General features: G+C 53.1%; 21 protein-coding genes. 16 read left to right on the top strand and 5 right to left on the bottom strand.

Translation table 11 applies throughout. The features are described 5' to 3' along the window. Positions 1-3 precede the first annotated feature (3 nt). From pnuC to PEL01S_RS12340, 3 genes are read left to right on the top strand one after another with little or no spacing between them, the layout of a single operon-like run. Positions 4-660, top strand: a complete 657-nt coding sequence (gene pnuC, locus PEL01S_RS12350) for a nicotinamide riboside transporter PnuC (protein WP_063186258.1) — start codon at positions 4-6, stop codon at positions 658-660. After that, positions 657-1,685, top strand: coding sequence for an AAA family ATPase (locus tag PEL01S_RS12345; RefSeq protein ID WP_127460509.1), 1,029 nt, complete (start codon positions 657-659; stop codon positions 1,683-1,685). The genes pnuC and PEL01S_RS12345 overlap by 4 nt, the downstream gene beginning before the upstream one ends. 15 nt (positions 1,686-1,700) lie before the next feature. Then, positions 1,701-2,606: an ADP-ribosylglycohydrolase family protein gene (locus PEL01S_RS12340; protein ID WP_127460508.1), complete on the top strand. Its 906-nt coding sequence runs from the start codon at positions 1,701-1,703 to the stop codon at positions 2,604-2,606. A 7-nt stretch (positions 2,607-2,613) separates the two neighbouring features. On the opposite strand, the gene PEL01S_RS12335 is transcribed toward PEL01S_RS12340, so the two are convergent. From PEL01S_RS12335 to PEL01S_RS12325, 3 genes are read right to left on the bottom strand one after another with little or no spacing between them, the layout of a single operon-like run. After that, entirely contained in the window at positions 2,614-3,783 is a 1,170-nt protein-coding gene (locus PEL01S_RS12335; protein ID WP_127460507.1) for a Ger(x)C family spore germination protein, read from the bottom strand. 3 nt (positions 3,784-3,786) lie between these two features. After that, the gene (locus tag PEL01S_RS12330) at positions 3,787-5,256 is read right to left on the bottom strand and encodes a spore germination protein (protein ID WP_127460506.1); all 1,470 of its coding nucleotides are present in this window, start codon (positions 5,254-5,256) and stop codon (positions 3,787-3,789) included. Then, positions 5,253-6,329, bottom strand: a complete 1,077-nt coding sequence (locus PEL01S_RS12325) for an endospore germination permease (protein WP_063186268.1) — start codon at positions 6,327-6,329, stop codon at positions 5,253-5,255. The genes PEL01S_RS12330 and PEL01S_RS12325 overlap by 4 nt, the downstream gene beginning before the upstream one ends. A 130-nt stretch (positions 6,330-6,459) precedes the next feature. Between PEL01S_RS12325 and PEL01S_RS12320 the strand changes: the two genes are divergently transcribed. Both PEL01S_RS12320 and PEL01S_RS12315 read left to right on the top strand, forming a co-directional pair. Next, complete coding sequence (locus PEL01S_RS12320) at positions 6,460-7,068, top strand: hypothetical protein (protein ID WP_218032546.1); 609 nt, start codon at positions 6,460-6,462, stop codon at positions 7,066-7,068. A 127-nt stretch (positions 7,069-7,195) separates the two neighbouring features. Next, positions 7,196-8,128, top strand: a complete 933-nt coding sequence (locus tag PEL01S_RS12315; RefSeq protein ID WP_127460504.1) for a manganese-dependent inorganic pyrophosphatase — start codon at positions 7,196-7,198, stop codon at positions 8,126-8,128. 79 nt (positions 8,129-8,207) lie between these two features. Here the strand turns inward: PEL01S_RS12315 and PEL01S_RS12310 are convergent, their stop codons facing one another. Further along, positions 8,208-9,356 carry an N-acetylmuramoyl-L-alanine amidase gene (locus tag PEL01S_RS12310; protein ID WP_127460503.1) on the bottom strand — a complete coding sequence of 383 codons (1,149 nt, stop codon included), beginning with the start codon at positions 9,354-9,356 and terminating at the stop codon, positions 8,208-8,210. Between the two features lie 246 nt (positions 9,357-9,602). Here PEL01S_RS12310 and PEL01S_RS12305 point away from each other — a divergent pair, with 246 nt between their 5' ends. Then, positions 9,603-10,718 carry an amidase domain-containing protein gene (locus tag PEL01S_RS12305; RefSeq protein ID WP_127460502.1) on the top strand — a complete coding sequence of 372 codons (1,116 nt, stop codon included), beginning with the start codon at positions 9,603-9,605 and terminating at the stop codon, positions 10,716-10,718. Further along, positions 10,718-10,852, top strand: a complete 135-nt coding sequence (locus PEL01S_RS12300) for a DUF4269 domain-containing protein (protein WP_251600074.1) — start codon at positions 10,718-10,720, stop codon at positions 10,850-10,852. The genes PEL01S_RS12305 and PEL01S_RS12300 overlap by 1 nt, the downstream gene beginning before the upstream one ends. A 21-nt stretch (positions 10,853-10,873) precedes the next feature. Here the strand turns inward: PEL01S_RS12300 and PEL01S_RS12295 are convergent, their stop codons facing one another. After that, a complete protein-coding gene (locus PEL01S_RS12295) occupies positions 10,874-11,308 on the bottom strand; it encodes an Lrp/AsnC family transcriptional regulator (RefSeq protein WP_010498435.1) in 435 nt (144 codons plus the stop codon). A gap of 163 nt (positions 11,309-11,471) precedes the next feature. Between PEL01S_RS12295 and PEL01S_RS12290 the strand changes: the two genes are divergently transcribed. The 9 genes from PEL01S_RS12290 (at position 11,472) to PEL01S_RS35250 (ending at position 20,594) form a co-directional block, all read left to right on the top strand. Beyond that, positions 11,472-12,617 carry a serine hydrolase domain-containing protein gene (locus PEL01S_RS12290; RefSeq protein ID WP_127460501.1) on the top strand — a complete coding sequence of 382 codons (1,146 nt, stop codon included), beginning with the start codon at positions 11,472-11,474 and terminating at the stop codon, positions 12,615-12,617. Beyond that, on the top strand, positions 12,614-13,768 hold the full coding sequence (locus PEL01S_RS12285) for an MFS transporter (protein WP_127460500.1): 1,155 nt from the start codon (positions 12,614-12,616) through the stop codon (positions 13,766-13,768). Before PEL01S_RS12290 ends, PEL01S_RS12285 begins: the two co-directional genes overlap by 4 nt. A 263-nt stretch (positions 13,769-14,031) precedes the next feature. After that, positions 14,032-14,589 carry a hypothetical protein gene (locus PEL01S_RS12280; protein ID WP_127460499.1) on the top strand — a complete coding sequence of 186 codons (558 nt, stop codon included), beginning with the start codon at positions 14,032-14,034 and terminating at the stop codon, positions 14,587-14,589. Between the two features lie 234 nt (positions 14,590-14,823). Continuing rightward, positions 14,824-15,594 carry an IclR family transcriptional regulator gene (locus PEL01S_RS12275; RefSeq protein WP_010498431.1) on the top strand — a complete coding sequence of 257 codons (771 nt, stop codon included), beginning with the start codon at positions 14,824-14,826 and terminating at the stop codon, positions 15,592-15,594. A gap of 194 nt (positions 15,595-15,788) precedes the next feature. After that, entirely contained in the window at positions 15,789-17,216 is a 1,428-nt protein-coding gene (locus tag PEL01S_RS12270) for an MFS transporter (RefSeq protein ID WP_127460498.1), read from the top strand. Positions 17,217-17,245: 29 nt separating this feature from the next. Further along, positions 17,246-18,163 (top strand): nucleoside hydrolase, encoded by a 918-nt coding sequence (locus PEL01S_RS12265; protein ID WP_127460497.1) that lies wholly within the window; start codon positions 17,246-17,248, stop codon positions 18,161-18,163. A gap of 222 nt (positions 18,164-18,385) precedes the next feature. After that, the gene (locus PEL01S_RS12260; RefSeq protein ID WP_127460496.1) at positions 18,386-19,729 is read left to right on the top strand and encodes an amidohydrolase family protein; all 1,344 of its coding nucleotides are present in this window, start codon (positions 18,386-18,388) and stop codon (positions 19,727-19,729) included. Between the two features lie 459 nt (positions 19,730-20,188). Beyond that, positions 20,189-20,302 carry a DUF3850 domain-containing protein gene (locus tag PEL01S_RS35255; RefSeq protein ID WP_127460495.1) on the top strand — a complete coding sequence of 38 codons (114 nt, stop codon included), beginning with the start codon at positions 20,189-20,191 and terminating at the stop codon, positions 20,300-20,302. A 145-nt stretch (positions 20,303-20,447) separates the two neighbouring features. Then, positions 20,448-20,594 (top strand): hypothetical protein, encoded by a 147-nt coding sequence (locus tag PEL01S_RS35250; protein WP_239551572.1) that lies wholly within the window; start codon positions 20,448-20,450, stop codon positions 20,592-20,594. The last annotated feature ends 52 nt before the right edge of the window (positions 20,595-20,646 follow it).

The raw sequence follows: 20,646 nt of genomic DNA, 5'->3' as shown, positions 1-20,646 counted from the left end.
TTCATGGACAGATGGTATACGATGGTCGGACTGCTCGCCTGCATGCTGTTGGTCGCTTATTTCACGTCGTCGACGCCGCTGGAGATTGTGGCTACGACGAGCGGACTGCTCAGCGTATGGCTGACGGCGCGGCAAAACATTTGGTGCTTTCCGGTCGGGCTGGTGAATGTAGCGTGCTTTTTCGTCATGTTCTACGATGCAAAGCTGTATGCGGATATGACGCTGCAGGTCGTGTTTTTCGTCTTGAGCATTCAAGGCTGGATCGTCTGGCTGACCAAGCGCGGTCAGGCCAAGGTGCGGCCGACGCGGCGGATGACGCCGCAGCTCGGCTTGGGGCTGGCGCTGCTGCTCGTCGTCGTGACGGCAGGCTGGGGCTACGTGCTCGCCCGCTTCACGGACGCGTCGATTCCATATGTGGACGCGTTCATTGCGACGCTGAGCATTCTTGCGCAGCTGCTGCTGTCGAACAAGGTGCTGGAAAACTGGCATTTCTGGATTGCGGTCGACGTGCTGTCGATCGGGATGTATGCGTATAAAGAGCTGTATGTTTTGGCCGCGCTGTACGTAATTTTCCTCGGCATCGCGACAAGCGGGCTGATTCAGTGGCGCAGCGAATACCGGGCCGCGCGGCGGAACGGACGCATGGGGGTGAGCTTATGAGCGACAAGCGGTTAACGGTCGGGTTGACGCTCGGCAAATTCGCGCCCTTGCACCGGGGGCACCAATATATGATCGAAACGGCCCTCGCGGAGACGGATCACGTGATTGTCGTCATCTACGATTGTCCCGAAACGACGGACATTCCGCTGACGGTGCGGGCGGACTGGATTCGCGCCTTGTACCCCGAGGTCGAGGTAATCGAGGCTTGGGACGGGCCGACGGAAACGGGCTATACGCCGGAGATCAAGAAGGCGCAGGAGGATTATATCCTCGGCCTGCTTGGCGGGCGAAGAGTGACGCACTTTTATTCCAGCGAGCCGTACGGCGAGCATATGAGCGAAGCGCTGAACGCCGTGAACCGGCAAGTCGACGCGAAGCGGGAGGCATTTCCGGTATCGGGAACGGCGGTGCGGCACGACCCGCCCGCGAACCGGGCGTTCGTCCATCCGCTGGTGTACCGGGATCTGGTGACGACCGTCGTCTTCCTCGGCGCACCCTCGACCGGTAAAACGACCGTGTGCGAAGCGCTGGCCCGCGAGTTCGGGACGGCCTGGATGCCGGAGTACGGACGCGAGTATTGGGAGCAGCATCAGACCGACCGACGGCTGACGCCGGACCAGCTGGTAGAAATAGCCGAGGGGCATCTGGCCAGGGAGGAAAAGCTGCTGCCGGAGGCGAACGGGTATCTCTTCGTCGATACGAATGCGATCACGACGTTTATGTTCGCGCACTATTACCACGGAATGGCGCTGCCGCGGCTTCGGGACTTGGCGGCGCAAGCGGCTTCGCGTTACGATCTCGTCTTTATGTGCAGCGACGACATTCCGTACGACGACACGTGGGACCGTTCAGGCGACGTGCAGCGCCGCGTGTTCCAGAAGCAGATTGCCGCCGATCTGGCGGCGCGTCGGGTGCCTTACATCCCGCTGCATGGCAGCTTGGAGGAACGGATCGCACAGGTGAAGCGGGTGCTGAGCCGCTACCGCAAGTATGCGAGCCTCGGCACACCGTGGGCGGAACTATAGGAGGGGGAAAGCAGAATGAGCGATAAAGGAAAAAGCTTGGCGGACCGCATCAAAGGCGGGCTGTACGGCGTCGCCGTCGGCGATGCGCTCGGCGGGACGACCGAATTCATGAGCGCCAAGGAAATTCGCCGCAAGTACGGCTATTTGACCGACATTGTCGGCGGTGGCGTATGGGATCTCGAACCGGGGGAAGTGACGGACGACACGATGATGACGCTTTGCGTGGCGGAGGGCATTCTCGACTACCCGGACGACCCGATGACGAGCATCGGGGAGCGCTTCCTGGCGTGGTACCGTTCCGATCCGAAAGATATCGGCAATATTATTCGCCGGGCGTTCACACGGTATGGCGGCCATTGGTTCGAGGCGGCCTTCCTGGCCGACCAGGATCTGGGCCGCAGCGCGGGCAACGGCTCGCTGATGCGCTGCCTGCCGGTGGCGCTCGCCTATGCCGATCCGGATCGGGTAAACCGCATGTCGCGGATGCAGTCGAAGATGACGCACTACGACGAGCGGTGCAACGAAGCGTGCGGCTTGTACAACCGCATCGCGCTGCGGCTGCTGAATGGCGAAGAGCTGCGCCCGGCGATGGCTGCGGAAACGCTGGGCACGCCGTACGCTTCCGCGCTGGCCGAAGCGCCGGACTGCGAGCCGACCGGCTTCGTCGTCGATACGCTGCGCTGGGCGTTCTACTGCTTGCAGCAGGGGGACGGCTTCGCCGATGTCGTGCAGCGGGCCGCCAATCTCGGCGGCGACAGCGACACGATCGGCGCCATCGCGGGCGGACTGGCGGGCGTGTATTACGGCTACGCCGGCATCCCGGCTGCGTATGCGGACGCCATCTTGATCAAGGACCGGCTGGACGCCGTGGCGGAGCGGCTGACGGCGCTGCGGCAGGCTACCTCCGACGGTTCGCAGTAGAAGCGGCTTAGCTTTTCTCTTTTAACATGGAAGGCCGTTTCAGCTTCAGCTTTTGCGAATTGTCCATCCGGACCTTCACCTTTACGCTTTGCAGAGAGTCTTTATTGAGGAAAAACTCGTCCTTTTGGGCGAGTTTTCGCCATTTTTTCGGATCCTTGCGGTATAGCGCGTCGGATAGCTGCAGCACATCCATTTTGCGCTCCAGTCCTTTGCGGTACGTGTGCTCGATTTCTTCTTTTATTTTCTGCTCCGCTTGCCGCTGAATTTCCTTTTCGTCCATTGGACGGTTGTATTGAAATACGCCGCCGGAAGTGGATACCTCGATGTTGAAGCTCACCCGGTTTTGCTGTACCACGGGAGAGATCACGGCTTTCGGCTTCTGCATGACCACCACCGCCGTCGGCTGCTTCGGATCGCCGAGCGCAAGCACGCCCCGGGAGGTGGAGCGATTCATCCAGCGAAAGCCGAGCAAATCTTTACTCGGCATCGCCGCGACCAGCTTGTCCTTCTTCATGCCGTACACTCCGTCCATCATCAGGTTCTTATGCGGAGCTGTGTTTTTGGTCCACGCTTTTTCGTTGATGGTGATGGAAGGCAGGAGAGAGGTCATTCCGGGCTCGTACAGGGTAGACATAAAATGGTACAGCCGCAGCGGCTGGATAAAAGAGCTTTGCCGGTAGATATCCGTGGGACTGCTGAGCTGGGAGTAAAGCATCGAAATGTTCAGAATCGGGTTAGCCGATAAAATCTCGCGCATCGGACGGTCGGTTCCGAACACCCACGGCGTCTGCCGGAATTCGTTGAATCGGCCCCACAGATCCATAACGTCCGTGATTCCATGCTCCAGCAGCGCTTTGCTAAAGACGATCGAGGAGATGTGACTCCAGGAAATGGATTGATGCGAAGTGCGGTACACTTGAAAGATGGCTTCATCGAAGGTGGAGGCCGTGCCTTCCCCGATAAAATTGCTCGGATTGGCCCGCCGCCCGCCGCTCTCGACCTTGGCGATGTTCGTGAAATCAATCACTTGGACGTACACTTTATATTGGCCTTTCACATAATCGATACCGATCGCATTCGGGTAAATGACTTGCTCGACGGACCTCATGCCGCAGGCGGAGAGCAGCAGGAGCGGCGGTAAAATAAGCATCAGCTGGAGCAAGGGATGCCTGCGCATCGGTCATTCCTCCCGTTCGGGCGAAGTCTTCTGCAAAAAGCGGAGCCTTTTCGTCAGTCGGTTGAACGGGGTGCGAAAAAACTCCGGAACAATCTCCTTGAAGGATGTAGGAGACAGCGGCGCCATGAGCGGAACGCCAAAGGAGGTCTGGTTCACCAGATAGGTGATGATCGCAAAGGCCGAGAGCAGAAAGCCGAACAAGCCGAAGCTTGCCGACAAGATCAGCACGAAAATGCGCAAAATCGAGATCGTCCCGAACAGCGTCTGGGTCGTCGTCACGAAGGAAGCGACCATGCTAGTGGCCATCACGACCACCATGCTCGGCGAGGCCAGACCGGCGCTGATCGCGGCCTGACCGATGATGAGGCCTCCCACCACCGACAGCGTCTGTCCGACGTTAGGCGGCAGGCGCATCCCCGCTTCGCGAAACAGCTCGAACAGGATCAGCATGGCGAAAAGCTCCAGTTGGCTCGGAAAAGGGACGCCTTGCCGCGAAATGACAATCGTCGCCAGCATGCTCACCGGAAACTGGTCTTGATGAAACGTCAGCAGCGCGATCCAGAACCCGGGCAAAAAAACGGCCAGAAACAAACCGAACATGCGCAGCAGTCGGCCGAAGGCGACAAAGTAGAAGTGGGTATGTGCGTCCTCGGCGGATTTGAAGGCGAACGTCACGGTAATCGGCGCGATCGCCACGGTGGGCGATCCGTCGAAGAGAATGACCAGCCTGCCTTTCAGCAGGGCCCGGACGGCGAAATCCGGGCGCCCCGAATGATAAGCGGCGGGAAACAACGCGAACTTGGAATCGACGATCCGCTCGATCAGCTCCGAAATGCTGAAGAGGCCATCCATCTCCAGCCTTGAGATGCGCTCCTCTACCACCCGAATGGTCCGCGGGTCCGTCGTTCCGTCCATATACATCAAACCGACCCGGGTGCGGGATTTGAGGCCGACCCGGAATTCCTTATAGCTCAGATGATGGGATAGCAGCCGTTTCCGGATCAGCGCGACGTTCGTATCGAGCTGTTCGATGAAGCCGTCCCGGGGACCCAGCAAGGAGGTTTCCGTCTTGGGTTCTTCCGGGCTTCGGCTTAGCGGAGCGGCCAGATTGCAGCTGTATAAGCGGTCCGATTCCGTCAAAATCAGCAGGTGGCCTCGGAACAGCAGGTCATTGGCCTGCCGAAACCAGTCCTTTCCTTCGACCGGCTGCAGATTCAGCCCGGTGATGCCGGAAAGGACGTGAGGAGCTTCACTCGCAATGTCCGGGGCAGCCTCCGCCAGTCTTGGCAGGACGGTCTGGTTTAGCTTGTCGGTATCGGTCAAGCCTTGGCAATAATAGAGCAGCAGTCGCGTGCTTTCGCTCGAAGAGACCGGATATTCGACGGTTAAGAACAAAATGTCCTGGCTTTTCTCATAGACCGAGCGCAAATACGGCTCGTTTTTTACAGGCGGCAGCTCATGATGAGTATTCATGGTCCATTCCCTTTCTGGCGACGGGGCAGCAAGGTCATTCCTGCCAGCGTGAAGGACAGCGCCAGCACCGCGCCCGATATATAGGGCAGCGTCGTTTGCAGCGTGCCGAGAAACCGCAGGCCCGTTACAGGAAAATAGGGCGCAATAATGAACACCCCCGAGCATACGATCAGCCATGGAAGCGATTTTTGTTTCCATAGAAGGCTTGCCATGTCTGCGATCAGATACATCGCCAAGGAAATTCGAATGTAGGCACCCGACAGCCATTGGTATACGGATAAAAAGTCGAGATGCTCGATATATTTACCGAGGTTCACCAGTCTCCATTCTTCAAATGCGGGATACCGGAGCAAGCCGGCCCGGACCGGCCCGAACTCGACGATCGCTCCGATCAGCGGCCCCATAGTCAGTCCTACCAAGATGATGCCTAGCGCCAGAAGATGAATGTACTTTAACGTTTTGCGAATGCGGTGCCGCATCAAGACAAGGACGAACAATTCGGTTAAGCCGGCCCCGATATACGGAATTCCCCGCAGTGCGGGCCCGTAGCCATTCTCGAAAAACGGCCGCAATAAACCGTAATTTTTGTGCGGGATATTAGACGACATGACGAAGAAACCGAGAATGACGACAATGGGAAGCAGCAGCGCGGCCGTCATGGCGATGCTTCGCAGTCCTTTATAGGCATTGTAAAAGCAAATCCCTACGAGCAGGACTGTAAGGGAAAGTCCGGGCATCAGCGGCAAGTAAATCCGGGACCATTTGATCGTATCCACGGTCGTAATTGCGCCCATGTACACCAAATAAGCGGCAAAGACGGCTGCGAAAAGGATGGCCCAAAACTTGCCGAACCGGATGCGGATCCACTCTGTAATGTGCCGGTTTCCGGTTCGCCGGACGATGCAATAGATCAAGGCCAGCCATACCATATATAAAACCGTCGCAAACAGGACGGAGATCCAAGCGTCTCTGCCCGATACCTCCAGCATAACCGGAATAATGATGACGTGATTCATCAATCCCGTCGACAACATCAGAATCATGGTTGCTTGCAGGAGTGAAATGGTTGGCATGTGCTCTCACCGTTTGGATTCGTTACCCAATTTACCAATATTGTCTTCCATTGGGTAAAGTTTTATCCAAACGCTATCGCGTCCGGAGAAGCGGATGTTAAAATAGGGCGAGGGAGGAGATGTAGGATTGATGAAATTAAATCATGGTTTTTACAGCAGATTTAATGAAGGGTTTGTCACCAAGATTAAAAATACGCCTCAATTCATGAAAGAAATGATGGAACACGCTTTTCCGGATGAAGAGACGCCCATCGATCACTGGGGATCCGATTCATTAGGGGGAGCCGAATTTTTTGTCGATAATACGAATCAAATCGTTAAAATGATCAGCCTCGATTATGAGGATTCGGAGCGGTTTGGCGAAGACGATGAGGAATTGCTTCAGGATGAAGATAGACGCTGGAAACAATACGAAATGACAATAAAACAAAATAAAGAGGATAATTCTCATTTTTTTGTTGATATTGTTGATTTGATAAAGGATGAACTGAAGATTGCCGAACCTCAATATATTGCCGGGGGCGATAAACAGGTTTTTTGTGATTTCATGCCTGAACCTACCAGCCAAGACCATTCTATATTCGATGCTTCAGAATACTTTTTTAGCAGCTATGCGAACATCAGTGCTTATTGGATGCTTAGCGATCGAATCGCCTTTGTTCAATATGCGGAGTCCGATGGGGATGGAGACGTTCAGATTTATGTCACGATAGGCGTTATCCGCCGAATAATAACTTAAATATTTCTATTAAAGGGATAGGAATAATGCTAGTTTTGAGATATAATCTGCATTGGAAATCTTGATTGTGAATGTAGATGTACGGTATACTTTTCTCGCCAAAACAAAACAAGTAAGGAGAATAAGGATGGATAAAGTACTTATTTTCGGACATAAGAACCCAGACACCGATACGATCTGCTCTGCCCTTGCCTACGCGCATTTGAAAACTCAGCTAGGCCAAAATGTCGAGCCTGTCCGCTTGGGCAGCGTCAACGGGGAAACCCAATACGCGCTCGACTACTTCAAAGTAGAAGCGCCGCGCCTCGTCGAGACGGTGGCGAATGAAGCGAAAAACGTCATTCTGGTCGACCACAACGAGCGCCAGCAAAGCGCGTCCGACATCGATCAGGTTCGCGTGCTGGAGGTCATCGACCACCATCGCATCGCTAACTTCGAGACAAGCGGCCCGCTGTACTACCGTGCCGAGCCGGTCGGCTGCACGGCGACGATTCTGAAAAAGCTGTACAAAGAAAACGGGGTCGCCATTCCGAAAGAAATCGCCGGTCTCATGCTGTCCGCGATCATTTCCGACTCGCTCCTGTTCAAGTCGCCTACCTGCACGGATGAAGACGTAGCGGCTGCCCGCGAGCTGGCTGAAATCGCCGGCGTGAACGCCGATGTCTACGGTCTGGACATGCTCAAAGCCGGCGCCGATCTGAGCGACAAAACGATCGCCCAGTTGATCACGCTCGACGCCAAAGAATTCCAAATGGGCAGCTACAAAGTGGAAATCGCCCAAGTGAACGCCGTCGACACGAACGACGTGCTGTCCCGCCAAGCGGAGCTGGAAGCGGCTCTCTCCGGCATCATCGCGGAGAAAAACCTGGACCTGTTCCTCTTCGTCGTGACGGACATCCTGAACAACGATTCGATCGGCTTGGCCCTCGGCCGCGCCGCGCATGCCGTGGAGCAAGCGTACAACGTGAAGCTGGAAGACAACAAAGCCGTGCTCAAAGGCGTCGTCTCCCGTAAATCGCAGATCGTACCGGTGCTCACCGACACGTTCAACAAGCTGTAATATAGGATGCAAACAAGGCCGCCGGCGCATTGCGCTTGGCGGCCTTTTATTTCTCTGAAGCCATCGTGCTATGTTAGTTTCATTTTTGGTATTCGGCGTACCAGGCTTTCACGTAACGCATGTACGTCGTCCAATCCCAACCGGACCCCGGGTCGGTGTGGGTCTGATTCGGGTACTCGCTATGCCCTTTGATGTGACTCCGATCGACCGGAATTCCATAGGTGTAGCACATGAGAGCCGCCAGCTTGGCCGACTGGTTGTACATGGTCGAGGTAAACCATTTTTTCGGATCGCTAACGTAGCCTTCATGCTCGATCCCGATGGTGTAAGAGTTCGCGCTGCGGGCGTGATAAGCAATATCTTTGTCTTTGACCATCTGGGTAATTTCTCCGTCCGAGCTTCTTACGTAATAGTGTGCGGCCGAAGGCCCGTCATGCTTTTGCTGCGCCCAACTGATGGAGCCGGCGTAAGTGCCCTGCATGACGTGGATCACCAGATGCGTAATGGTTCCGCGGCCGCGGTTTCCGGTTGCATAATTGGTGGGATGAGCCGCTTTCCAAATCGGCTTCACCACCGGCTTTCCGGCAAGAGCGGAAATGACGATTTCGTTTTTAATCGTTACCTTATTCCCCGAGGGAATAAACAGCTTGGAAGTGCCCAGCACTTGCTGAAGATAAGAGACGTTCAGCTCGTCATTTTCAGAGCCCAGATACATTTTGATGGCATTGGACCAGTCCGACAGATTGGGCGATTCCCGGAATTCGGGGTTAGCCGTCTTTTGAAATTCGGCAAGAAGCGCGGCCGCTCCCATAATGTTCGACTTATCGTCGGATTTCAGCAAATTCACGTCCAGTCTGGAAAGCTGAGAAGCTTTCTCCAGCGTTTGCTTGACCGGATTGGAAACGAGGTTCATCATTCCGTAACCGTTTTCAAAACTGGGAAGGCCTTCATGGTTGCTTAACCGGGATTCGTTCCAGCCCATCGCAATGAGCAAATCGCGGGGGACCTTATACTGCTTCGATGCTTCTTCGAATGCTGCCAATAAGGTATCGGGCACGACGTAAGCCTGCTCATTTGCCAGCTTGGCTTCCACGTCCAATTGCTGGAGCTCCATGTTTATTGGGCTGCCGCCGTTCTTTGCCGCTTCCTCCGCGTAGCTTGCCCATGGCGCGCTGACCGCGAACAGTGCCGCCAAAGATAAAATGCCTAGTACATGACGAGCCTTCATTCGAGAACCCTCCTAAAAAATGGAATGACGTCCATCTAATAATTAGGCGGGAAACTGCAAAAATCCTCCTTTTATTTCTAAATATTTCTTAATCCAGCGAATTTTCGACATCTTCCGTGCGTCATAACGCCGTTTTTCTGCAGGATCATTCATAATCCTATGCGGGCCGGCCCTTTGTTATATAGTTGCATTGTGCGCGAAATCAGAGCGCCACCGATGCCAATCCAAACTGAGGAGGAATGAATGATGTTCGGTAAAAAAATAGCTGCAAGCGCAATCATGTTATTTGCTTTAACTTCGGCCGTCGCTTTCGCCGATGACACGACCCTGAAGGCGGGCGATGCGAAAGTCCGGGAAGAGGCCCAAAAATTCGTTGTCGATTTTGTCGGGCAAGCATACAAGCCTTACTACACGCTGAATACCATCGACAGCGACATCTCCGAGTATTCGGTGAAAGACAATGTGCTGACGGCAAGGGTCAATATTTCTTTGAGCAAAACGTTAAAAGCCAAGTCGGTCGACGAAATTCCCTACGTCAAAGGAATGAAAGGTCAATCCGCCGCCTTAAAGCAAACCAACGCGATCAGCGCGATGGAAACCGAACAGGTCATCAGCGACCGGCTCAAAGACCTCAGTGAATATATCGGCACGGCAACAGAGCAGAACGATTCGTTCCGGCTCACAGCCAAGGTCGTCAACGGTGTCATCGATAACCAGAGCGCGAAGCTTGAATTTTTGAATTATATGGATTGGATTCCGGCGGCCCACTTCATTCCTGAAACCGAGGAAACGATGATGAAGCATGGACAAAAGGATTTGTTGGAAGCAGTTACGACCAATCGGGCTTACACGGTGCGAAGCGCAGTCCAGCCCCAGGCCGCTTTTACGTACAACCGGATTGCGGCAAGAGATTATGCGAACAAGTACACATCTACGGTGACTAGCTCGCCTTACTACGATACAAGCAAGTGGAATAAAAACTACAAGTTTCATACGGAGAGCGGCGGGGTCGATTGCGCGAACTATGTTTCCCAAGCAATGTATGCCGGCGGGATTCCGACGGATAGCACGTGGAAGCCTGAGTCGATTGCCTGGGTGAACACAGGCCGCAACATTAGCAACGGCTTGGAAGATTACATGGTGCGCACGAAGAAATATTTCTACAAAACCACGAAAGCTACCACGCCGGCCGGCGGATTTATCAGCGCGTTGGATTACTCGCATGTGATGTTTGTCGTGGCTAACGATACCGTGACGATGCAGTACAGCGCCCATACGAACGACAAATTGAAAGCTTCATTCGCCAATTTCAGCGACAGCAAGTTTGAGTTCTTCTATATTAATTCGGCATATTTAAAATAGTGGCTGGGAGATCAGTCCGCGCACTGAAAGAGCAAGGCATCAAAACGGAGCCTGCCTTCGCCAAGGTTCCGGGAATGGAAGGCGATCCGTATGACGCCTTGCTTGGTTTTTCTACACATGGGAATCCGATCTGAAATCGGGTTCCTTTTTACATTTCACTCAAGCGAAGGAATAAGATGTCTGGGACCGATAGGCGATGACATCACGATGAGGATCGTATACGTCCCGTATTTATCGCACTTGTTTCCAAACTCCTCAAGCGCGCGCGTGGAATCGGCCATCACTTTCAATAAGTAGTTATGTTCTCCGCTTGTGCGGTGGCATTCGACGACTTCGGGCGAGGAGCGGCAAAAGTCGAGAAAAGCATGACAATCCCTCGTACGGAACAAAATGTACGCGGCAGCGTGCTTCCCGATTTTTTCCGGTGACACCATCGTCCGATATTCCTCGATGATCCCTTTTTCCTCCATACGCTTTACTCTTTCCGTTACCGCAGGCTGCGACAAGCCTACTTGCTTGCCCAGCTCCGTCATCGAAATTCTCGCCTGACCTTGAAGATGGAAAAGGATTTGCTTATCTACGTGGTCCATCGTGTTCCCCACCTTTTAAATTTAAGGATTTTCCTTAAAACTACCATGATTTCCTTCGTCCAAGGCATGAAATAACATGGTTGCCTTATGTAAATCAAGTCACTGTATTTATATAATAAACTAACGATAGTAAAGTAATCAACACACGAGAGGATGAATAGCATTGCCTACATTGAAGGAACGTATTGATGAAGTTATCGACCGAACCATAGCCGAAAAAAGGCTGGTCGGTGCTGTTGTGAAAGTGTCGCTGGACGGAGAGTCTGTCTATAGCCACGCTGCCGGTTTGGCCGATCGTGAGGGCAATCGGCCCATGCAGGAAGATGCGTTGTTCCGGCTCGCGTCGGTATCCAAGCCTATCGTGTCGACGGCCGCCCTTGTACTTGTAGCGCAAGGCCGCCTTCGGCTGGACGATTCTGTCCACCGCTGGCTGCCGACGTTTCGGCCGCGTCTGAACAATGGCTATTTCGCGGAGATCACGATTCGGCAGCTGTTGACGCATACGGCGGGATTGACTTACCGCTTTTTTCAGGAGGAAAACGGTACCTACGAGCAAGCTGGTGTATCGGATGGCATGGATCAAGCCGGCATTACCCTGGAAGAAAATATGCGCCGCCTTGCAGCTGCTCCGCTCCTTTATACGCCGGGTACCGAGTGGAAATATTCGATTGCGACAGATGTGCTGGGGGCCGTGATCGAGAAGGCTGCAGAAGCACCGCTTGGAGAGGCCGTTCGTTCCTTGGTGACCAAGCCGCTGGCCATGAACGACACCGGATTTACGGCGGTCGATCCCGAGCGCTTGACGGCTGCCTATGCGAATGATATGCCGGAGCCGCGGCGCATGCAAGACCCTGAACAAGTCGCGTTCTTGGAAGGAACGGCCGGTTTCCGGCTGTCTCCCGGACGGGCGCTTGACGATACGGCCTATCCTTCCGGCGGAGCTGGTATGATCGGCAGTGCCGGCGATTTTATGCTGCTGCTGGAAGCCTTGCGGAAGGGCGGAGCCCCGCTGCTGCCGGAGCATCTCGTCCGCGAGATGACCACCAATCAGATCGGTGAGCTGCCGATGGCTTATTGGCCTGGGCGAGGCTTCGGCCTGGGCTTTACGCTGCTCAAAGACCCCGCCGCTGCAAGCACGCCGGAATCACCGGGAACGTGGCGTATGGGCGGTACGTACGGGCATTCGTGGTTTGTCGACCCGGCGCTCGGACTCAGCGTTGCGGCGTTTACCAATACGGCGTTGGAAGGCATGTCCGGCCTATTTACCGAAGAGCTCTGTGAAGCCGTCTATGCCGGGGTCTGGAAATGAACACAGCTCGGGCAACGCCGATATGGTTTATCGCACTCGGATTATTCGGCTTGTATACCATCGAGTTCGGCGTTGTCGGCATTTTGCCAGCCATCATGGAACGATTCCACGTCGGCACGGCCCAAGCCGGCATGCTCGTTGGCGCCTTCGCCTTTGTCATTGCGCTGTTCGGCCCTTTCATGGTCCTGATTCTTTCCAACCGTAATCGCAAACAGGTTCTGGTCCTGTGCTTGCTTATATTCGCAGGGTGCAGCGCATTGTCGGCATTTACCGATCATTTCTACGTTTTGCTGGTGCTGCGCGTGATTCCGGCATTGTTTCATCCCGTGTTTTTTTCCTTTGCCTTTGTCGCAGTCGCTTCCCTGTATCCGGAGGAACAAAGAGCTAACGCTTCCGCAAAAGCTTTTATCGGCACGAGCATGGGAATGGTACTGGGAGTTCCTTTAACAACGTATATAGCGGATCAATTTTCATATGAGGCGTCTTTTCTTTTTTGCGCTATTGTTAATGGCATTGCTGCCGCCGGGATCGCAGTCATCCTTCCCAAAACATCAGCAGCGCCTAGAGTTAAGTACAGGGAGCAGCTCAGTATTTTGCGCAAGATTCCATTATGGTTAAGTATTGGCGCTGCGACTTTTCTTTTTGCTGCGATGTTTGCCGTCTACAGCTATTCTGCGGAATTCCTGGGACAAGTAATGGGGCTGCAGGAACGCATCCTCAGTATCATGCTTGTCGTTTTTGGAGTCGGTGGCGTAGCCGGCAATCTGCTCGCGGGGAAGCTGCTGGGAATGAACAGGCTGCGAACGACGCTCATCCAGCCGTTCGTGCTTGCGATCGCTTATTTCCTGCTGGATTCGGGGGTAACCTCCCTCGTTCCCATAACTGCCGTCATGCTTCTGTGGGGGGCCGCCCATACGAGCGGACTCATCGTAACCCAGACGCTGCTTACGTCGGAAGCTTCGGAAGCTCCTGAATTTGTGAATGCCTTGTACATCTCTTTCATCAATCTTGGCGTGTCCATCGGTTCGGCGGTTGGCGGGAGATTTATTGCTGCGGCAGGTATAGAGGGGAGCTTAAAAGGCGGAATTCTTTTTATTGCATTGACGTTAGTGTGCATCGTTTCCAACATTTGGGTGAAAAGACGGGTTTAACCGAAGTTTCTTTACGCTGCCGTGATATGGGCATTAATGTCTGTGCTAGAAAAGCGTGCGAGTGAATATTTACAAATTGCGGTAACCAACTATTCCATCTTAGTATTCTTAATTGTGTTGACCCCTTCAATTATAAGTTGAAGGGGTTTTGTTTATATTCATTCCTTCGGAAATTCCCTTCAAAATTTTGTTAGAGAATCCGATATATAAGGAAGCCACCATATAAAAGGAAAGCAACAGGTGTAAAAGAGGGGAGTATTGAGATGTTTAATCGCAACAAAAGTGTTTTTTTGATTGGAATGGCTGTTGTAATGCTGTTCGTCAGTTCCGGATGTGCAAAAGAAAAAACCGATGAGGAAAAGATGGCTGAGGCCATTCAGAAATCGATTGCGAACTCTGCTAATAAGACGGATGCTTCTACTAAAAAGGAAGAGCCGACAGTAGAGTCAAAACTGGCTGAGATTAGCAACTTTATAACCGGGACGATTTGGAACGAAGGATTCGTAGACATCGGTTGGTACAAAAGTGACGGTACTAGCAGTACAGGCAAGGAGTTAGACATAGATTTCACAATTGACCGACTTGGTAAAGCGATGGAGAAGAAAGCGGAATATGATGCTTATATAAAGGGATTGGATGCGAAATATGATAATGTGAAGCAAGTTTGGACTAAGCTATCGGGTGAAACCGATAACTTGTACAAACAGCTTAAGGAAAATAAGCCCCAAGCCAAAGACAAGAGTTATAAGTTTAATACGGGATTATTCGAGCAGTATAGTAAAGCTTTTAAAGATGATGTACAGGCGCTGAAGAAGAAATAAATAGGCTTTAAGGTGTCCAATAGAAATGAAGAAACCCTTGATAAAGGGAGTGTTGACAAAGTGGTCTAAAGGGAATGAATCCCTCTAGAGCACTTTGTTTTTTTCATGCCACATTCAAAACGATACATCTTTTGATCGCCTTATTGATTTCCCCGGTTAAAAAATCTATAATGAAAGAAAAAATCAATAAAATAAGAACACCGTTCTTATATACGGAACGAAAGGTTAGCTGCCATGGAAAACAACACAAAGAAAACGGCTGTTCTCGAGACCGGGGACCGGATTCTGAGAATGCTGGAATGCTTCACGATCGAGAAGCCCGAATGGGGAGTGACCGAGCTTAGCGAGCATCTGGGTCTGTACAAAAGCGTCGTTCACCGCATGCTGGTCACGTTGGAGCACCGCGGCTTCATCACCCAAAATCCGCAGAGCCAGAAATATATGCTCGGGATCAAGCTGTTCGAATTGGGCGTCGTCGTCGGCAATCAAATGAATTTGCGAACGGTTGCAAAGCCGGTCATGGAAGAGCTGTGCGAGAACACCAAAGAGACGGTCATGCTCATGATCGTTGACGGTCTGGAGGGCATTTGCGTCGAGAAGGTCGAAAGCACGCAAAGCGTACGTTACACGTCTCCCTTAGGCAAGAGGGTCCCGCTGCATGCAGGAGCCACTACCAAAATATTACTAGCTTATCTCCCCGAGGACAAGATTGACAAAATCATATCAAAAGGCTTGCCGAAATTTACGGACTATACGGTCAGTGACCCGGACGAGCTTCGGCAGCAGCTGCAGACGATCCGAAAACAAGGCTATTGCATCTCGTCCAACGACTTCTCGCTGGGAGGAATGGGGATTGCCGTTCCGATCATGGACCATTCGGGGGAAGTTGTAGCCGGGTTGTCCATCTCTGGATTGGAGTTCCGGATGAACGATATTGCAGACAGCTTACTCCGGCAGTGCCAGGCTGCAGCGGACTCGATATCCAAGAGACTTGGCGCGCGTTAATTTTTTTTAGACATTTGAAAGAACGTTGTTCCGCATATAAGAACAATGGAGTTGGTCGTTTGACAACGAAATATGACAGCGTTTACTTGACTGAAACCAAGACAAGGAGGTGATCCTATGTCATATGCCCGGTATAGTGATGGCGCGGCGGCACGGATTGACGTTTTTTAAACTTTATGGGGGAGTGAAAGAACATGGGTCAAGACAAACATACGGATAACAGCAGCGTGAATTCCAAGGTCATCTTAATCGCGATGCCTTGGGTCATCTTTTTACTCTTCATGCAGGTGTTTAATGAAAACGTTTTTTCGCTGGTCACGCCGAAAATCGCGGAAGATTTCGCGATCACGCCGGGGACCGTCAGTTGGGTCGTCACGATCGGCGGGCTCATTCTGGGCGTCGGCGGAGCCATTTATGCGGCGCTCTCCGACAGCATCTCGTTCCGCAAGCTGTTCGTCTTTGGCGTCGTTACTTTTGTGGCGGGCTCACTACTCGGCTTTATTGTTCAGTCCTCGTTTGTGCTGGTGGTCTTGGCCAGAGCCATTCAATGTATGGGGGCGGCGGTCATTCCCGGCTGCTTCATCGTGCTCGTGCGGAGATACGCTCCGAAAGAACAACAGCCTCTCTACCTCGGCTACGGTACCGCTATGTACCAGTTATCGGCCGGCATCGGCCATATTATCGGCGGCTACGTCGCCAAATATTTCTCGTGGACGTTCTCGTTCCTGCTTCCGCTCGTCGTTCTGATAACGCTTCCCGTCTTCTTGAAGTATCTTCCGGACGAAACCGGAAAAAAAGGCAAGCTCGACATCATCGGCGCGATCATTTTGACCGTGCTTTCCACCGTTCTCATTTTGGCGGTGACGAGAAAGGATATGGTCATCGGCCTGATCGGACTCGTGATTCTTGTTTTCTTTGTTCTGTATTCCAAGAAACGTACGGACCCGATCCTGGATTTGTCAGTGTTCCGCATTAAAACGTATACCCCTCTGCTGCTGGTCTCGATTCTGATCTATTGCGTGCAGTCGGCCTTTTTCTTTATTTTCCCGTTCTTCATTCGCGACGTGTATAGCGCGGGGATCGAAGTGATCGGGCTTATGTTCGTTCCTGCGAACTTCGGGGCCTTCATTTCGGGGATGCTCGCCGGAAAAATCACGAATAAAATCGGCAAATTAAAAGCATTTTATGTGGGAACAAGCATCGTTTTGGCAGGAATGCTCATGTTCGGCATTTTCCTTGGGATGAATATCATTTATATGTGGATCGCGCTGGCCTTGTTTGGTATCGGTTACACGATCGTTTACTCCGGGTTTTACACTTCGTTTACAGGTCTGCTGCCCGACGATCGGGTAGGAATCAGTATGAGCGTCTACAATCTGATCACCAAAATTATTTTGTCTCTGTTCGTCGCGCTGGTCGGTATTCTCATTTCCCAGGACACGCTGGACGTCAAGCTGCTGCCTCTACCCGAAGGCTTGAAGCATGTTCACCTGTACAGCAACGTATGCTTGTTGTTCTCGCTCATGCTTGCAGGGGGAATGGTGCTGTTCGAGGTATGCTACGGGCGAAAAGAGCGGCAAAGGCTGGCAAGCGAAACGATCGCAGAGCAAGAGGCCGTATAGGATGAAGAAAAAGAAGGGAGAGAATTGCCATGCAAAAAATGATTCTGGATGTAGATACAGGGATTGACGACGCTTTGGCGATTGCCTATGCCGTCTCGCTGCCGACGCTGGAATTGCTGGGCGTCACGACGACTTATGGGATGGCCCCAGTGGACTATTCATGCCGCAATTCGCGCAAAATTCTCGAAGTGCTGGGGGCAACCGACATTCCTGTGTTCCGAGGCTCGGAAAAACCGCTGCAGCGCATCCGGGAATACAACGGCAAAATTCACGGTACCGACGGGCTCGGCGAGACGTTAGGTCCGGTCGAAGGTCCGGTTCCGTCCTCGCAGCATGCGGTAGATTTCCTCATCGAGCAAATTTATGATCACAAGAAGGATTTGACGATCGTTGCCACTGCACCGCTGACGAATCTGGCCGCCGCGCTCACGAAAGCGCCCGAAATTGCCGGAATGGTCGGCAAAGTCGTCATTATGGGCGGAGCCGTCATGACCCCGGGCAACGTGACCAAATTCGCCGAAGCCAACATTATCATTGACCCGGAGGCGGCTAGTATCGTGCTGGAGTCGGGAATGCCGATCACGCTGGTGGGGCTGGATGTGACGAGAAAAACGCTGCTCACGAGAGCGGACGCACAGCAATGGCGGGAAAAAGGGACACCGGCCAGCACCTTTTTCGCCCAATTTACCGAGTTTTATCTGGATGCTTACAGCACGCTCCATCCTTATCTGAAAGGCTGCGCACTCCATGATCCGCTCGCCGTCGGCGTCGCGGTCTATCCCGATCTGGTCCGCACCGTGCCGATGAATATGAAGGTGGATCTGGAAGATAACGCGCTCGGCCGGACGACGGAGGATTTGTACCGGACAACGGAGCCGACGACACTCGTATGCGTGCAAGTCGACGCGGAACGGTTCATGAAGGATTTCTTTGCGCATGTTATCTGAGGCGAGACGGGTAGGGCTTCGCCGCGGTAGGTGCGATGCTGGGGCATAAGTGACAGCGCCGCCGCGGGGTCAATCGGGCGTGCCGCTGGTATGGTACGTGTACGTACGTTCGGCAGGTTAACTGCGTGGGAACGTGGGAACGGCAAAAATTTTTTTGCATGGATAGGAGAACGATGTTCTTATATGAAGGACAAATAGAGAATGTGAGGGGAGCCTGCTTCAATGCTTATGAAATGCGATATTTTAATCAAACATACCGCCGTGATGACTCCCGACTTCGAGATTGTGGATGGGCAGTCCATTGCGATTCACGGGTCGCGGATCGTCGAGATCGGCGCCTATGACGAGCTGAAAGCGAAATACGAGCCGGTGCATCTTCTGGACGGAAAAGGAAAGCTGTGCATGCCCGGCTTGGTCGATGCGCATACGCATACGTGCCAGCAGCTTTTGAAGGGGCGAACGATGGACGAGCTGCCGATGATCTGGTCGCGTATCCTCGTTCCGTTCGAAGGAAATCTGGACGAGCAGGACGTCCGGGTCAGCGCGGAGCTGAGTTGTCTCGAAATGATCAAGTCGGGGACGACGGCCTTTGCAGACGCCGGCGGCGTACATATGCATCAAGCGGCGGAGGCGGCCGTCCAATCCGGCATGCGGGCCGCGATCACGCGCTCCGCCATCGATATCGGGGACTTTCTCCCGGACTCGATGAAGCAGCCGATGCAAGACATTATCGATAGCAACGAGTGGCTGTACAAGACGTATCACGGCGCAGGCGACGGGAGAATCCAGATTTGGTTCGGCATCCGGCAGGTGATGTCCTGCTCGCCGGAGCTGATCCAAGCCGCGGCCGAGAAGGCCAGACAATACAACACGGGCCTGCACGCCCACTTAGCGGAGCATCGCGACGAGGTACGGTACTGCCTGGAGAAGTACAAGAAAAGACCGGCGGAATATTTGGATTCCCTCGGCGCGCTGGGTCCGAACCTGCTGACGGCGCACAACGTCGTCTACTCCGAAGGCGAGATCGATCTGCTTAAGGAGCGGAACGTTAACCTCGTACATTGCCCGCGGGTCAACTTCAGCAGTCACGGCATTCCGAAGACGCCGCGAATGATGCAGATGGGCATGAACCTCGGCATGGGAAGCGACGGGTCGTCCTCTTCGAATCTGAGCCTTTTCGATGAAATGCGGGTGTTCCGCTCGGGCATCCACATGTCCTGGGGCCTTCCGGTATTCGACCCGGTCGTGCTCCCGGCCAAGGAATTGATCAAGATGGCCACGATCGGCAGCGCAAAAGCCATGCTGCTAGGACACGAGATCGGGACGGTCGAGATCGGCAAGAAAGCGGACCTTATTCTTATCGATATCGATCAGCCGCATATCTCGCCGTCCCACAGCTTGATCAACATGATCGTCGAATCGGTGACCAGCAGGGATGTCGAGGACGTCATCATCGACGGAAAACTAGTGATGAAGCAGCGGGAAGTGTTGACGCTCGACGAGGAGCGCATCCTCTATGAAAGCGCGCAGCGAATGAAATCGACCGCGGAAAAAGCGGGAGTGTAGCGGGAAGAGCCGCGGTAGTCAGGTTTGCCTGAGCCGCGGTGTTTTTTGTTGTTTGTGGGGGAGGAGGATTTGAAAAGGAGTTTGATGGAAATCAGCTTTGAATCCTCATAGGTAGGTTCAAAACTGCGTATTTGAAGGTGAAGGGTTCGCTCAAGTGGTGGGTTTCAAATCCCCATAGGTACGTTCAAAACCATAAAAACCTTGCCACCACGTCATTCCTACATATCCCATAATTTCGTTTTTCCAACGGTTAATGCAGCGAACTCTTCGGGCAACGAATGTTGGGGCTGCGGCATTGGTTGGTGGAGGATGCTGGATCAGCGGTCATCATATGGACCCGGAAAAAGGATGGAAGAACACTGGTCCAAGCGATTCCTGCGAGGAATGGATCGAGGAAGACGCCACTGGCACAATAACGGGATTGATCAAAGAGCAAATTGAAAAGGAGGCATCCGCTCAATGAACCGAGTACACGAAGTAAAGACGCTTCCGAAATATTTCGACGCTGCTACTACAGGTCTAAAACGGTTCACAATCCGTAAGAACGATCGCGGATATCAAGTAAGAGTATGATATTCAAGCGTGAATGGGACCCTGGTACAGGAGTTTACACAGGCCGGGAAGCAGCTTTCGCGATCACATTACGTTACCGACTACGGTCAGAAACGTGGCGTCGTGGTGATGGGGATAGAGTTGCAGCGTCCGGGACTGGAACAAGGTGGCTAACGGACAACAAGCAATAATTGACGTTCTGAACAGCCTCGAAGTGATAGACCAGGAAGGCGGCGACCACGCCTACATCCTTGTTGCGGACAACGAAGAGAACCGGCAGAAACTGCGGGCCGTCGGAGTGACGGACGAATAGATCACGGAGGCTGGAGAAGACGGAGAGAGCTTTTTCCTCCTTGTTTTGGCCC

Origin of the sequence: Paenibacillus elgii NBRC 100335, assembly GCF_004000865.1 — a bacterium.
Lineage (GTDB): Bacteria > Bacillota > Bacilli > Paenibacillales > NBRC-103111 > Paenibacillus_G > Paenibacillus_G elgii.
The sequence above is the reverse complement of the archived record's forward strand: the minus strand, read 5'-3'. Positions and strand labels throughout refer to the sequence as shown.